Origin of the sequence: Lentilactobacillus kisonensis DSM 19906 = JCM 15041, from assembly GCF_001434135.1 — a bacterium.
GTDB classification, from domain to species: domain Bacteria; phylum Bacillota; class Bacilli; order Lactobacillales; family Lactobacillaceae; genus Lentilactobacillus; species Lentilactobacillus kisonensis.
Genome location: NZ_AZEB01000018.1, coordinates 25,380 through 39,411, shown reverse-complemented (window position 1 = coordinate 39,411; position 14,032 = coordinate 25,380). Strand labels below are relative to the sequence as shown.

Genomic DNA, 14,032 nt, shown 5'->3' with positions numbered 1-14,032 from the left:
TACCTTGTGATCAATCCAAAGTCACCACTCAAATCCTTGAAATGATATAATGTTGGTTAATTTAATTAAGAGAAGAGGAACGGACCAGATGGATAAATTAGACCGCAAAATTCTAAATATTATTCAAGAGGATGGCCGCGCATCAGTTAAAAGTATCGCTGAGCGTTGTTTTATTTCTGCCCCGTCAGCCTCCGTTAGATTGCAAAATCTCGAGAACCACGGCTTTATCAATGGTTATACTGCCAATGTCAATTATGAAAAGTTAGGTTACCTCATTAAAGCATTCGTCAGAATTGATGTTAGTTACAAGGAATTGCCAAAATTTGTCGATTTTGTCTCAAAGGTTCCTAACGTTGTGGAGTGCAACTACATCACTGGAGACGCTGCTGTTCAACTTAAAGTCTTCTATAAAAATATGACCGAACTTAATGAATTTAACGCTTCCCTCAAAGAATTTGGTAACACGCATACCAACGTTGCCTTTACTACCAATATTGGTCCACGGCCGTTGAAGTTACCGGGGGAGGAGTAACTTTTATTTCTGACAACGAGATGAAAACAAATTCTTTATTTTCATAGGCTGGAACTATCTTTTACCTTTTTTTCATAAAAAATATTTCCAAATTACAAAATGATGTTAAAACTTTCTGTTGAATATCACGGTATTAGCTCCTCTTGTGGTAGGATAATTTCAGTTTGATTAGAGAACTTCTAATTTAATTTATTATCTATTATCAACAGGGAGGAAGTTAGTTTATGGAAAAATCTCATATTACTGAAAACGCCGATGGCACAATGCGTTCCCTCAGCAATCGAAATGTTCAAATGATTGCGATTGGCGGCACAATCGGTACTGGGTTATTTCTCGGTTCTGGAACTACCATTAGCAAGACTGGCCCATCAATATTATTAGTTTATTTAGTTTTAGGTATCTTTTTCTTCTTAATGATGCGGGCCATTGGTGAAATGCTTTATTCTGATCCATCGCAACATACCTTTGTTGCCTTTATTACCCGTTACTTAGGCCCCACAGTCGGTCATTTCACTGGGTGGACCTACTGGTTAGGACTTTCCTTTTGTGCCATGGCCGAAATCACTGCCATCTCTACATATATCCAGTTCTGGTTCCCAACCATTCCTTCTTGGATTATTCAGTTGGTCTTCTTAGGAACGTTAGCCTCAGTTAACCTAATTGCTGCTAAGGTGTTTGGGGAGGCTGAATTTTGGTTCGCTTTGATTAAGATTATCGCCATTTTGGCCTTAATCGCTACTGGTGTCTTCATGATGTTCAGCCACTCTGTTACCCCGCTGGGACACGCCTCCATCCAAAATATCTTTCACAACTTCACCATGTTTCCCCATGGCGGGTTAGGCTTTATCTCAGCCTTTCCAATGGTCTTTTTTGCCTTTCAAGGAATTGAATTTGTCAGCATTACCATTGGTGAAGCTGAAACGCCACATCGAATTATCAAAAAAGCTGTTAACGAAACTTTATTGAAAATCCTAATTTTCTACTTTGGCGCCCTCATTGTAATTATGGGGATTATTCCTTGGACCCACCTCAATGCCGCCAGCAGCCCATTTGTTCAGGTATTTAAGCTCGCTGGGTTCCCCGCTGCCGCTGCCGTCATTAACTTTGTTGTCTTGACGTCCGCTTCTTCATCGCTGAATAGCTTCATCTTCTCCGCCGGCCGCCATATGTATCAAATTGCTGAGGAAAATCCCGAAGACAGTTGGATGCACAAACACATTGCTAAGATTTCTAAGAACGGCGTCCCAGCTGCAGCAATCATCGTTTCAGCGTTGTTCCTTCTGATCACACCAATCATGAGCTTAACCAGCGCAACCGCATCAGTCTTCACAATTGTGGCTGGTTCGTCTAATGATATGTATATCATCGTTTACGCGTTGGCAATGATTGCCCACAGAAAGTACCGGGAATCATCTGATTTCTTGCCTGATGGCTTTAAAATGCCGTGGTACTCGGTTACGAGCCCACTCACCATTGCATTTTTTGCCATTATCTTCATCACCCTGTTCTTCATACCTGAAGACATTATCGGCGCAGTTGGTGCTATTATCTGGACCGTTGTGTTTGGTGGTGTTACTTACTTGCACCAACGCAGTTTGGTTGCAGCAGATGCGGAACAGTAGTTTTAAATAGACCTCCAATATATAAAATAAGAGCAGCAGCCAAACGCTATTTCTAGCATTGGGCTGCTGGTTTTATTTGTATTAGAGACTAAAATAGCATTTTAGATCTCAAAATTTAGCCAAAAATACCATCACCCCAAACTGGGAATGATGGTATTTTTAGTTAAATTCTGGGATCTGCAGTCTGGCACAGCTTTCTACAGGATAAAAGTGGTAATTAAAGTTACCATTACAACCGAAATAATGAGCCTTAATGACTTGCACCGTATAGATTTAACACAACAACACCTAAAACAATTAAACCAATTCCCAAAAGGCTAGCAAAGTTAATCGGCTCTTTCCATACAATAACGGCAATAACCGTCGTTAACACAATCCCCAAGCCTGCCCATAGCGCATACGCAACGTTTAAATTAACACTTTTCATTGCAATAGCAAGAAAATAAAAGCATGCCCCGTAAGCACCAAGTGCCCCAATTGTAGGCCAAAGAACCGTAAAGCCAACTGAAGCTTTTAATAAATTAGTCCCAACCAGTTCGCCTAAGATTGCCAAAGTTAAAAACAAGTATCCCATCATTAACCTCCTTAATTGATCGAACTCAATATCAACTTATCAACAAAGTTTAAGTAAACTACCACAAGGTCTCCCAAGCAACTACATAACTGTCGTCATCGAACCCATCAAATGATTTCAAAACCACATCCTCCAGAAAATAAAAAGACGCAGCCTGGGAATAATTTCCTAGGTTAGCGTCTGAAACTGCTTAGCTACCAACAAGCATACTTAATTTTATGACTGTAATTCTAATCGTGGAAAAAATGTTTGTCAACAATGAAGTTAACTGACCTCTCCCGCTTGGTAAAGTATCAATTGATAACAATACTTCATTTTAGTCGACATTACAAAATGTCCGAACAGGCGTTAGTAGATAGCCAAGACTGCCCGGTTTACCTTTAATACTTGGATTAACTCAGAAATCCAGATATCCTATCCTAATATATTTGAACCCCGAAAATTGTACAATTACATTGCAAAGCAACACCTTGCAAACAATCTTAAATCTAAGCACCAGGAACGCCCGCAACCGCTTTAAATGCATCAGCGAGCGAGACCCCCTTCTCGGCAAACTTCTTATTCAAAATCAACTGCCTAAATTGTTCAATCGAAATTGTCTCGACATCCTTATAAGGCACTTGATTCAAGCCAAAATTGGCGGGTGCAGTAACGCCAGTTTGCATCGTGATCTGCAAATTGTCCGAGCTTCCAAGGCGAACTGTGTAGTATTCATAATAAGCTGTATTGCTATACCTGCCAGTTAATTCATCGTGTCCCTGGAAATAATCTTCAATAAAGTTTCTAAAATCAATTTGAGACTTCAAAGCTACTTGCCAATTCGTTGTATTTGTCATAATTCTCTTCCTCTCTTCCAATTAGAACAAAAACAAAACGAAAAACACTCAAAACAACGATGAGGACAATCCCTATTCATTGATCTCTCTTGAACAGAGAAGAGTTCTTCTAACCGTTCGCCTAGAGCATAGTCACTGGGTTGATAAACTTCTAGTCATTATTCAAAAAGATTGTGGACATTTTTTGTAGCCATTTCATCTCCACCAAAAAGTCAGAATTTTCGACGGCATCTTATTTTAATCCTTTGTCGATCCACAAATGGGGTTATGTGGAATGTAAAGTATTACCAAAATTAAATTGGCGATTCGCAAAATTATCTGACAAACTTCGCATTTCCTGTTACGTAATTACCATTCGTTAATTGATAACGCGTCGTTAAGTGATGGGTAACAACTTTCTTCACTTTCAAAGTCGTTCCGCGCTTGATGTGCTTGGCCCGATTCTTCTTCGCAAAGGTTTGACCCTTGTATTCGTATACACCGTGCTTGTTGATCACCTGCAGCTTCTTAACGTTCTTTGTCAAATACAGTGGTGCTACAAACGAAGCCTTAGCAGTTACATACGTACCATCGCTCAACTTGTAACGCTTAACCCCATTCGCTGACTTAGCAATCGCAACCACTTTCATCGCGGTTCCCTTGGCAACTTTGCTTTCACGAGCTGAACGGGTAAACGTGACTTGATCATACTTGTAAACGGCTCGTTTGGCATAAGCCATAAACGGTTTAACCTTGGTTACCTCGCTGGTCGGTTTGGCTGGCTGACTATTTGAAGAACTGTTAGTCGAGCTGGTCGAAGTGCTTGAGGTTGAAGGGGTTGTTACCGTTGGAGTGGTCGTTGAATTGTTGCCACCATTATTATCCGGGGCAGGTACTGGCTGCTTAGCTTGGTAACTAACTGTAATGTTGATTGGATCAGCACCGAAGTTCCCAGTTAAATTCTGCTGACCATTAGTAACAGCTTTCAACTGATAACCACTAACTGATTTTTGAGTTAATTTTGTGACATCATATCCAGTACCAACGATACCGGTAGCTGATGAATCATCTGGAGCAATTGATTTACCATCTTGATCAACGTAGTGAATAATAACTTTGCCTTGCTGGGCAGTATCACCGACATTTAATGTTTCAACACGAATCTTATTATTGCCGTCCCAGTTACCACCGTTAGCAATCATTAATTGTCCGTTAGCTAATGCAAGTGTCTGACGATTATATGAATGCCCGAGCTGTGTATCGTATGGGGTTGCATGAGCAATTCCTTGTTTCATATCGTCCGCACTATTGAACACGAAAATGCGGTCATATGCGGTATCATTGAAAACCACTTTTCCATTATTCAACGTTGTAATGTATGGTGCCCCTTCCTTAGGCTCAACAACATATCCTTCGGTAGTAGCATTCCAATTTTCTGGATCCTTGGTAAACTTCACAGATGAAATTCCCTTTGGGGCATATCCTTGATGTTCAAATGTCATTGCAAACTGGCCATCTTGAAATTGAGCAATCGTTGGCATGCCCGGACGTTCACTCTGGCCTGATGCAAGCTTGTCATAATTAACATCATCAACAGCATTACTCCAATTCATGCCATCATTGGTTGTTTTGTGAACGATCTTTTGGTTCCCAGCTTTAACGGAATTGTCAGTCTCATCGGAGTAGTAACAAATCAACTTGTTATTGTAAACCATCAAATACGGTTCCCAAACCGGGTCGTCACCCATCTTATTTGTTGGGTTCTGACCACCTTTGGCAATGCTACTCATATAGTTCCAACCACGGCCAAGGTCTTTGCTTGAGAAAAATTGTAAATCAGTATTACTCAAGTCATTAGGGGTTGCATCTCCAGCTAGAACAATCGTTCCGGCGTCCATGTCACCAATCTTCTGAGGCAATTCGTAGAGCTGTGGGCAATTCATCATCCCCCAGTCTTTATGAACATTTTGTGGCTCCGAAACATCGGTCACATGATTCCATGTTTGTCCATTATCATCACTCTCATAAATTGGAAAAACAGGATGTTTCCCAGATTTTGATTCGTTATTAGTAATTACCTGCTCGAAAGTTAATAGTAATCTACCATTATCTTTGGCATTTGCTTGATGCTTCAATTCAATAACCCGAGGAGATAGAGCACCATAATTCTTATTATTCAAGAATCCACCATTTTGAGAAGCTTTTTTAGTTGCTGAATCATAGACGAGCGCGGTCATCGGTGTTGCTTGCGTATTGATATCGGCTTTTACGCTTTTTGCAGAAACAATTCCGAAACTGATTAGTATTGCTACCATTCCAATAAGCTTGGCAATTCCACGCCACTTTGTGAAGTTTCGTACACTATTTTGCATGTTGTAGTCCTTTCAGTTCTCACTATTTTTCTAATCCATTTATGATTATCCTACAAGCAGAGCACTAACAGTGGTGATTTTTGCTTATAAAAGATAAGTCATTTTTGTAAAAAAGAGAAGACGAAGCATTTTATATCCCCCGTCCCCTTTTTAAGTGTAAGTTGGTTGTTACTCTTGTTATAGCTTATTCGAAGATGAACGTCTCAAATGAGTGTTCCTTCAGGTGAGCCTTGTACGTTTCACCTTTAACATCAATGGTAATATCGCGGTCATGGTTCATGCTGTTTGACATAACCACAACAATACTGCCGTCTGGGTTCTCATATGCGGTTGCTTCACCAGAAGCGTGACCACCATATGAAAGCAGGTGAGCACCTGGTTGAACATAATGCGCATAGTGTCTCATAACGTAATATTCAGGGTTATAAGTTGATTCACCAGTCTTTGAGTCAACTGAGATCATACTATTTTGTAACCAGCCCCAGGTACTTTCCCCATCTTGTAAAACAGAGTTCCAGTACATATAACCATTAACACCATTGCTGATGTAGTGACGGAACAAGTTGAAGACGTATTCCCCGTAAGTCCACGTATTCTTACCGTTCCCACACTCAGATTCTGACTGGAAATAGTTCAATTCTGGGAAGGCTTGAACAGTTCGTTGGAGAACTGATTTACCAGCCCATTGGTAAGTAACTCCCTTAACGTACTTGTAAGCGTCAGGATCGGACAAGACAGTTTCCGTAATAACTGGATAATCAGTGGTTTCATCCTTAGTCATCTCAGTATCTTCAAGTGGTGAGTTAATAGTTCCTAACCAGATATCAGTAGTCAAACCTTCTTTTTCGAAAGTTGGGCCAAGGTAGTTCTTGATGAAGTCACGCAATTCTTCACCCGTCCAGTAACATGATGGGAATGGTTGATCACGCTGTGGCTCGTTTTGGGGGAACAACTGGCTGATGTGAATGCCTTCTGCTTCGTAAGCCTTAATAAACTTAACGAAGTAATTAGCATAAGCCTGTTGGACCTTTGGATCGTGTTTAACAATTCCGTAATTATAAACGGCCTTTGTCTTCATCCAGGTTGGCGGACTCCATGGTGATGCAGAGAAAACAATATCAGGATTGCGTTTCATAGCCGCTTTAATATATGGAATTAGATATTTTTTATCACGTTCAATTGAGAAATCCTTCAGATCATAATCGTCAGGGGTCTCGTCACAGCTGTACCAGTTAATTGCGTAATCACTGGCACCAACTGGAATCCGGCAGATTCGGTAATTTTCACCATCTCCAGGCTTAAATAAATCGTCTAAAATTTGGTTACGTTTTTCTTCTGATAGGCTTTGTAATGCTTGCCAGCCTAATTCGTTAAAAGTCTGACCAAAGCCCCAAATTTCTTGACGCTTCTCGGTGCCGACCACGAGATTATTATGAAGTTTTTCAGTCGTGGTACTTAACTCACTCTTTACGAGCTTTGAGTCTTGAGTACTTTCGATTTGTGTTGCACTCATAAATAATTTCACCTCTATCTTGTATTTGTCCTTACTTTGTTTATGACAGCTCCAAGATGGTAAAGACAGAACATCTTAAAACCGCTTGATACCGATTAATTACTTAGCGTTTGATTCTTGAACCTTAACGTCTCGGTGTTCGTTGACAAAGAGGATCATAATCCCACCGACAAGTGCTAACCCGGCACAAACTGGGAAGATTCCGAAGTAACTACCGTGTGACATCGTAACAATTGTTGCAGCAACGATAGGTCCAATAATTTGTGAACCAGTGTTAGCTAAGTTCAAAATACCCAAATCTTTGGCAGCAGTCTGTGGATTTGGTAGAACTTCCAAGTTAAGAGCTTGGTCAACAGCGAAGAAGATTCCCATTCCAAGACCAGCAAGTAACCCATAAACTAACATGGTCCATGGATTGTTGCTTAACATTGGGAAGGCAACACCAACAGCAACTAGCAATGCGGCAATAAATACTGGGATTTTACGACTCTTCATCCAGTCAGAAACAGGACCAGCAGAAATTGACATGATAATCGCAGTAACCATCAGCATCATGTTAATGATTGAGATGTACTTCTGTTGACCACCAGTATTCAACTGAATGTAGTCACTCAAGATGTACAATTGATAACCCATGATTGCAGTCGTAGCGGTGTTGATTAATAACTTACCAAATAGTGCCAGGTAGAAGTCTTTTGCGTGGTGCAATGGGAAGATAAAGTTTTGGACAACCATGCCAGCAGTGAAGTGCTTTTTAGGCATTCCTAAGCTTGATGGTTCGCGAACAATAGCTGCAGCAATTGGGCCAGAGAGTAATGTTAAGAAGGCCATGACAATGATACCGGTGCTGACGTGACTCAAGAATTGCGCCCCGACAACTTGACCACCATACTGACCAATAACGTAACCGAAGGCGTAAATTGAAGAAATCGTTCCTCGGTTCTTAGGGGCAACTTGGTCTTGTAAGAATGCCAGTAATGGGGCAACAATGGCGTTCAAACATATTTGATACGAACACCAGGCAACCACCATCATCGCCACGGTGCCAGACATATTGAACCAAAGAAGCGTTAGTAAACTACCAATTGAGCCCGCGATAATCCATGGCGTCCGCCGGCCAAATCGTGACCGAGTAATATCTGAGAAACCACCGATAATGATATTTGCCAATGTTGCGGCAATCATTGCGGCTGAAGCAAGTAAAGCAACAACTTGGGCCTTGTCAGACGGAATAATTTGTTGAACCTTAGCGGGAAGTAAAACCCCGTTGACACCTAAGTAAGGTCCCAACCAGAGAAGTGCCCCAATCCCAGTGGCAATCCCAATTTTGATTGGTTTCTTTGGTTGCTCACTGTCTAGAACAGTTCCATGCCATTCTGGAACATTTTGATTTTGTGCCATTATATTCACCTTTTCTATTCATAATAGTAATTCCATGTTCAACGTTTCCAAAACTACTTTTGGATTCGCTTACAATTTGGACAATAACTTAACTCAAATTCTTAACTACAAGTGCATGAGATCAGTTGCGAGCAATCCAGCGCGGTTAATTCTATCAAAATTGCAAAAATCTCTGACAGTCGTCACTGCCATTTAATTGCCGTTACAGACATTTATCACCGTTCGACTCGCAACCGCTTTCATTCACTTGCAAAAAAATACCCTCATTCGAGGTCAGCTTTTAAAAGCGCTTTCCAAAAACTGTGACTTAATTAAGTACACCGTTAGTTTATCTTTAAAACGAACTTACCGATATGCTTATATTTGGTTATTATTGGACATTATTTGTCTTTCGTGTTTACAAGTTACCCCTCCAAATTGATCAAATGCCTTTAGTCACGTGTTTTTGCTCACTTACTCAAAAAGGCAAAAGAAAGCCACGATGATCAATGATAGTCATCGTGGCCAGAGACAATGCTTAATCTTTATTCTTCCAAATTTGATTAGGCTTCGCAATCGGTGGATCAACCGCCAAATTATTAAGATACGTTTTGTCAAATGAATTTCTAAACTGTGTCGGAGTTACTTGGGTTTCATGCTTAAATAATCTAAAAAAGTATTTTTCACTTTGAAAGCCAAGTTCTAAGGCAATTTGCTTAATGGACATTTCTGTTGTTAAAAGTAACTCCTTAGCTTGTTGGATCTTAGCACGATTGATAAACTGAACGGTCGTTATCCCCTCGTACTTTTTAAATAGTCTTGTCAAATAGGCTGGTGTGATATCAAAGTGTTCCGCAACCAAATAGACCGTTAAGTCGTCATGACTATGAATTCGAATCCAATTTTTGATTAATTCAAATCGCGTAGAGTGAAGTTCGGACTCATTTCCCTTTATTTGTGATAAATATTGATTGCATAATTCAATGACAATACTTGAAACAAAATAATTGGTCGTAAAACTGACAACTAACCGTTCATTCGCCGCATCCAACAATTGGCGAATTAGAATTGTCACCCGATCAAAATTCAGAATATTAAAAATCTGTGGCACAATCACCTCAACCTTTTGCTTATCAATGTGCGAGTCATAACTTGATTGGACTGGCCCGCTAGAGTAAAAGTGCAGCCAATAATAGTTTGTATTGTCTGGCGATTCTTGATACCCAACGTGACGGACATGCGGTGGAATTAGGAGACAATCATGCTTTTTAAGTTGAAATCGCTCAGAGCCAATTTGGATATAAGCAACTCCTGTCAACACAATGAATAATTCATAATCACCATCGTTAATAATATCTTTATGTTTCCAGCCGGCATTGGCAGAATATTGACCAGCTTTAAAAAAGGTAAACGGCACGTTCATCCAAAATTTGTATACTTTTTTACCGATAATGTCCACCTCCCGTTTTGATTTGTGCACTTTCTTCATAATTTTAGTAGTTTTAGGTCTACAAGTAAATTAATATAATTGGTTTTGTAATCGGTTACAAAACAAAATTTGAACATAGTTTGATTTTAACTTTCTTTGTCGGTTCTACCATCAAAATTTGAAAAGGGTTGAATTCTTGTGAAAACTAAAAATACCACTATAAGCTATCCAGCTGGGTCGACTAGTAAAAAAGTCGGCTTTCTGGAGCGGCTTAGTTATGCTAATTTTGATTTTTCTGGGCAATTAATTAGCACGATTGTTGGAAGTTACTTAATGTATTACTTTACGGATGTCGCCTTGATTCCTATTGCGGCTGCTGGAACGATTTTACTAATTGCCCGAGTGGGGGATGCAGTTATGACACCGTTTTGGGGAATGGCCATCGACTTGACTCATTCAAAGTATGGAAAAGCACGACCGTATTTTCTCTGGCTTTCGATTCCCTATATTGCTGCCGCTATTCTCCTATTCTGGACGCCTGGGCTTGACACCCATGGAAAAATCCTTTACTGCACGATCGTTTACTTAATCTATGGTGCCTTCTTCCTTGGAATTAACGCACCAATTACAACAATTTTACCATTACTAACATCAAATCCTGATCAACGGGTCGTTTTGAATTCTTGGCGGTTGGTTGGTTCCAATCTTGGAGTGTTTGTTGTTAATTCATTGACATTGCCACTCGTTGCCTTCTTTGGTAAGGGCAATGATATTAAAGGGTTTAGAATTTTCGTCATTATCTTCGCGATACTGTGTTTAGCTGGTCAACTGTTTTCATTCTTCCATGTTAGAGAACGAGTAATTGTTCCAAACAGTGAAAGAGTAACACTAGGCCGTAGTATCCACGCAATGAAGAACAATTGGCCATGGTTCATTATTGTCTTGGCAAACTTTCTTTTCTGGATCGCCCAACAAGGCCGCCAGCAATCAATGGTGTACTACTTTACTTACTACTTTAATAATAAGAGTTTAGTTACTCTCTTTAACTCGATTTCAATTATTCAGGTTGTCGGTGTTATCGCCATCCCATTCTTTAATAGGTTCATGTCTAAAAACCGAATTTGGATTATGGGGTTAGTTGGAGCCGTTCTTGGTCAATTTATTATCATGCTTTCTGGATTAAACCTTACAGGAACAATTATCGGCTGGTTAATTGCCAACGTTGGTTCTGGAATTGCGGTCTCAATGCCATTCGCAATGCTTGGCTCCGCTGTTGATTATGGTGAGTGGAAAAACGGCGTTAACGCTGCTGGAATCTTAACAACAATTGGTTCCTCATTCTGCATTTCAATGGGGCAAGGCTTAGCGGGCGTGTTAAACGGAAAAGTGATGTCCTTTTTCGGTTACGTTGCTAACCATGCTCAAACGGCCCAAGCCCTCTCTGGAATTAAAATTTCATTCCACTGGATCACAATCATTGGCTACGGAATCGCTATCATACCACTGTTAATGTATCAAAAATATGAAAAGATGGAGCCAAAGATTACAAGTGATTTATCGAAGACTCGGAAATAGACGATTCGATCGGCGCGCTAGTGATGATACCTTGATATCCTAGTTTAAAAAATGGAGGTTAACCATGATTTACAAAGAAAACAACAGTTTGTTCTTAAGAAATGGCCGTGAGTTAGTTAAGATTCAACCTTGGGGCACCAATAGCTTCCGAGTCCGTTCAACCCACTATGATCATTTTAAGAATGGCCTTAACGCTTTGTTACCATTGTCAAATGAAAAAGAATCCGCTCAAATTAAAATTGACGATGCTGGTGAAGTTGCCAGCATTACCAATGGCAATATTACCGCAAAAATCGACCGTTGGCATAAGATTTCTTACTATAACGAAACTGGTAAGCTCCTGCTAGACGAATACCAGCGAAGTTTAGCCGGTGGTTCAGACGTTGGTCAAACGGGAGAAGAAGTTGATACATCCTTAGTAGAACATTTTAACAGCGCTTTAAACCTTGATCCACGTGAATTCAAAGCCATCCCCGGTGGTGATTTTGAATTACGGGCTCGTTTCGAAGCAAATTCTGATGAAAGAATTTACGGAATGGGTCAATATCAGCAAAACTTCGTTAACTTAAAAGATGCTAGCTTAGAACTTGCTGACAGAAATTCTCAAGCAACCGTTCCTTTCTACGTTTCGAGCCTGGGTTATGGCTTTCTCTGGAACAATCCGGCTATTGGTGATGTCAAATTTTCTAAAAACATCACCGAATGGCATGCCCGTTCGACTAAAGAACTTGATTATTGGGTCACGGCTGGCAAAACGCCAAGAGAAATTGAACATCAATACGCTAACGTTACCGGGAAGGTACCAATGATGCCCGAATACGGATTAGGCTATTGGCAGTGCAAATTACGCTATCGAACCCAAACAGAATTACTTGAAGCTGCCCACGAATTTAAAAAGCGCGGTTTGCCAATCAACGTGATCGTTATTGACTTCTTCCACTGGGCAAAATCCGGAGACTTCAGTTTCGACAAAAAATACTGGCCAGATCCAAAGGCCATGACCACAGAATTACACAAAATGGGAATTAAACTAATGGTTTCAGTTTGGCCAACGGTCGATCAAACTGGAGATAACTTTGAAGAAATGAATGAGAAGGGCTACTTGGTAGGAACTGATCGCGGAGTCCCGATCACAATGACATTCCAAGGCAACAACGGTTTTGTTGACTTTACCAATCCTGATGCTCAAAAGTACGTATGGCATTTAATTAAAAAGAACTACTACGATAACGGTGTTGATTTCTTCTGGCTAGATGAAGCCGAGCCTGAATTCACAGTTTATGACTTTGATAATTATCGTTACGAAAAAGGAAGCGTCCTTCAAGTTGGAAACCGGTACCCCTTAGACTATTCAAAAACATTTTACGATGGCTTGAAGTCCGAAGGCAAAACCGAAATTGTCAACTTAGTCAGATCCGCTTGGGCAGGCAGCCAACGTTATGGTGCCTTAGTATGGTCCGGCGATATTGATTCATCGTTTAGATCCATGCGTGATCAGTTGGCGATTGGCCTCAACATGGGAATGGCCGGAATTCCTTGGTGGACAACCGATATTGGTGGCTTTCATGGTGGCGTTGATACCAGCCCTGATTTCCGTGAACTTGTTACCCGCTGGCTTCAATTCGCTACGTTCTGTCCCGTCATGAGAATGCATGGCGACCGTGAACCCCATACTTTGCCATTGAGTAATGAAGGTGGCGGCAAAATGCCTGCTGGTGCTGGAACTGAGCCATGGAATTATGGCGAAGACGCTTACCAAATCATGGTCCGTTATATGAATTTGCGAGAACAATTACGCGATTATACCAGGCAAACTATGAAGCAGGCTCACGAAAATGGCGACCCAGTCATGAGAACCCTATTTTATAACTTCCCTGAGGATCCACGTGCCTGGAAGATTGAAGATGAATTCATGTTTGGTGACAGCATTCTCGTTGCCCCTGTCCTATACGCCAAAACTGATTCAACTTCTCGCCAAGTCTATTTACCTGCAAACCAAGACTGGGTGGATGCGATTACTGGTAAAGCCCTTGATGGCGGTCAAACACTGGATTATCAAGTTGATATCAACAATATTCCGATCTTTGTTAAAGCGGCCGATTATCCACAACTAAAAGATGCCTTTAAAGACTTAACCGTTTCTAACTAAAATCAGTTTCTTAATCACTCACCGACCGGCGTCGTTTCTAACATACCGATTAGTGAGTGATTGACGTAAAA

10 protein-coding genes are annotated in these 14,032 nt (G+C 40.7%); 4 read left to right on the top strand and 6 right to left on the bottom strand.

What is annotated here, in order from left to right; genetic code table 11:
• The first annotated feature begins 88 nt into the window (after positions 1-88).
• Together FC98_RS09495 and FC98_RS09490 are read left to right on the top strand one after the other, a co-directional pair.
• Positions 89-532: an Lrp/AsnC family transcriptional regulator gene (locus FC98_RS09495; protein WP_040470962.1), complete on the top strand. Its 444-nt coding sequence runs from the start codon at positions 89-91 to the stop codon at positions 530-532.
• A 224-nt stretch (positions 533-756) separates the two neighbouring features.
• A complete protein-coding gene (locus FC98_RS09490; RefSeq protein WP_008855873.1) occupies positions 757-2,154 on the top strand; it encodes an amino acid permease in 1,398 nt (465 codons plus the stop codon).
• 250 nt (positions 2,155-2,404) lie between these two features.
• Here FC98_RS09490 and FC98_RS09485 read toward each other — a convergent pair whose 3' ends face one another.
• The 6 genes from FC98_RS09485 to FC98_RS09460 all read right to left on the bottom strand — a co-directional run bounded on the left by FC98_RS09485 (position 2,405) and on the right by FC98_RS09460 (position 10,297).
• Positions 2,405-2,731: a DMT family transporter gene (locus tag FC98_RS09485; protein ID WP_008855874.1), complete on the bottom strand. Its 327-nt coding sequence runs from the start codon at positions 2,729-2,731 to the stop codon at positions 2,405-2,407.
• Between the two features lie 485 nt (positions 2,732-3,216).
• Positions 3,217-3,564, bottom strand: coding sequence for a hypothetical protein (locus FC98_RS09480; protein ID WP_008855875.1), 348 nt, complete (start codon positions 3,562-3,564; stop codon positions 3,217-3,219).
• Positions 3,565-3,878: 314 nt separating this feature from the next.
• The gene (locus tag FC98_RS09475; protein WP_054655596.1) at positions 3,879-5,915 is read right to left on the bottom strand and encodes a DUF5776 domain-containing protein; all 2,037 of its coding nucleotides are present in this window, start codon (positions 5,913-5,915) and stop codon (positions 3,879-3,881) included.
• A 184-nt stretch (positions 5,916-6,099) separates the two neighbouring features.
• Complete coding sequence (locus tag FC98_RS09470; RefSeq protein WP_056949492.1) at positions 6,100-7,428, bottom strand: glycoside hydrolase family 30 protein; 1,329 nt, start codon at positions 7,426-7,428, stop codon at positions 6,100-6,102.
• A 99-nt stretch (positions 7,429-7,527) separates the two neighbouring features.
• The gene (locus tag FC98_RS09465; RefSeq protein ID WP_054655594.1) at positions 7,528-8,829 is read right to left on the bottom strand and encodes an MFS transporter; all 1,302 of its coding nucleotides are present in this window, start codon (positions 8,827-8,829) and stop codon (positions 7,528-7,530) included.
• 517 nt (positions 8,830-9,346) lie between these two features.
• Positions 9,347-10,297 carry an AraC family transcriptional regulator gene (locus FC98_RS09460; protein ID WP_008855880.1) on the bottom strand — a complete coding sequence of 317 codons (951 nt, stop codon included), beginning with the start codon at positions 10,295-10,297 and terminating at the stop codon, positions 9,347-9,349.
• A gap of 138 nt (positions 10,298-10,435) precedes the next feature.
• Between FC98_RS09460 and FC98_RS09455 the strand changes: the two genes are divergently transcribed.
• The gene (locus tag FC98_RS09455; protein ID WP_008855881.1) at positions 10,436-11,812 is read left to right on the top strand and encodes an MFS transporter; all 1,377 of its coding nucleotides are present in this window, start codon (positions 10,436-10,438) and stop codon (positions 11,810-11,812) included.
• Between the two features lie 64 nt (positions 11,813-11,876).
• Complete coding sequence (locus FC98_RS09450; RefSeq protein WP_056949491.1) at positions 11,877-13,961, top strand: glycoside hydrolase family 31 protein; 2,085 nt, start codon at positions 11,877-11,879, stop codon at positions 13,959-13,961.
• The last annotated feature ends 71 nt before the right edge of the window (positions 13,962-14,032 follow it).

What these genes read in the sequence shown, in the direction of transcription:
- FC98_RS09495 (WP_040470962.1), top strand. Translation starts at nt 89, where the DNA reads ATGGATAAATTAGACCGCAAAATTCTAAATATTATTCAAGAGGATGGC.
- FC98_RS09490 (WP_008855873.1), top strand. Translation starts at nt 757, where the DNA reads ATGGAAAAATCTCATATTACTGAAAACGCCGATGGCACAATGCGTTCC.
- FC98_RS09485 (WP_008855874.1), bottom strand. Translation starts at nt 2,731, where the DNA reads ATGATGGGATACTTGTTTTTAACTTTGGCAATCTTAGGCGAACTGGTT.
- FC98_RS09480 (WP_008855875.1), bottom strand. Translation starts at nt 3,564, where the DNA reads ATGACAAATACAACGAATTGGCAAGTAGCTTTGAAGTCTCAAATTGAT.
- FC98_RS09475 (WP_054655596.1), bottom strand. Translation starts at nt 5,915, where the DNA reads ATGCAAAATAGTGTACGAAACTTCACAAAGTGGCGTGGAATTGCCAAG.
- FC98_RS09470 (WP_056949492.1), bottom strand. Translation starts at nt 7,428, where the DNA reads ATGAGTGCAACACAAATCGAAAGTACTCAAGACTCAAAGCTCGTAAAG.
- FC98_RS09465 (WP_054655594.1), bottom strand. Translation starts at nt 8,829, where the DNA reads ATGGCACAAAATCAAAATGTTCCAGAATGGCATGGAACTGTTCTAGAC.
- FC98_RS09460 (WP_008855880.1), bottom strand. Translation starts at nt 10,297, where the DNA reads ATGAAGAAAGTGCACAAATCAAAACGGGAGGTGGACATTATCGGTAAA.
- FC98_RS09450 (WP_056949491.1), top strand. Translation starts at nt 11,877, where the DNA reads ATGATTTACAAAGAAAACAACAGTTTGTTCTTAAGAAATGGCCGTGAG.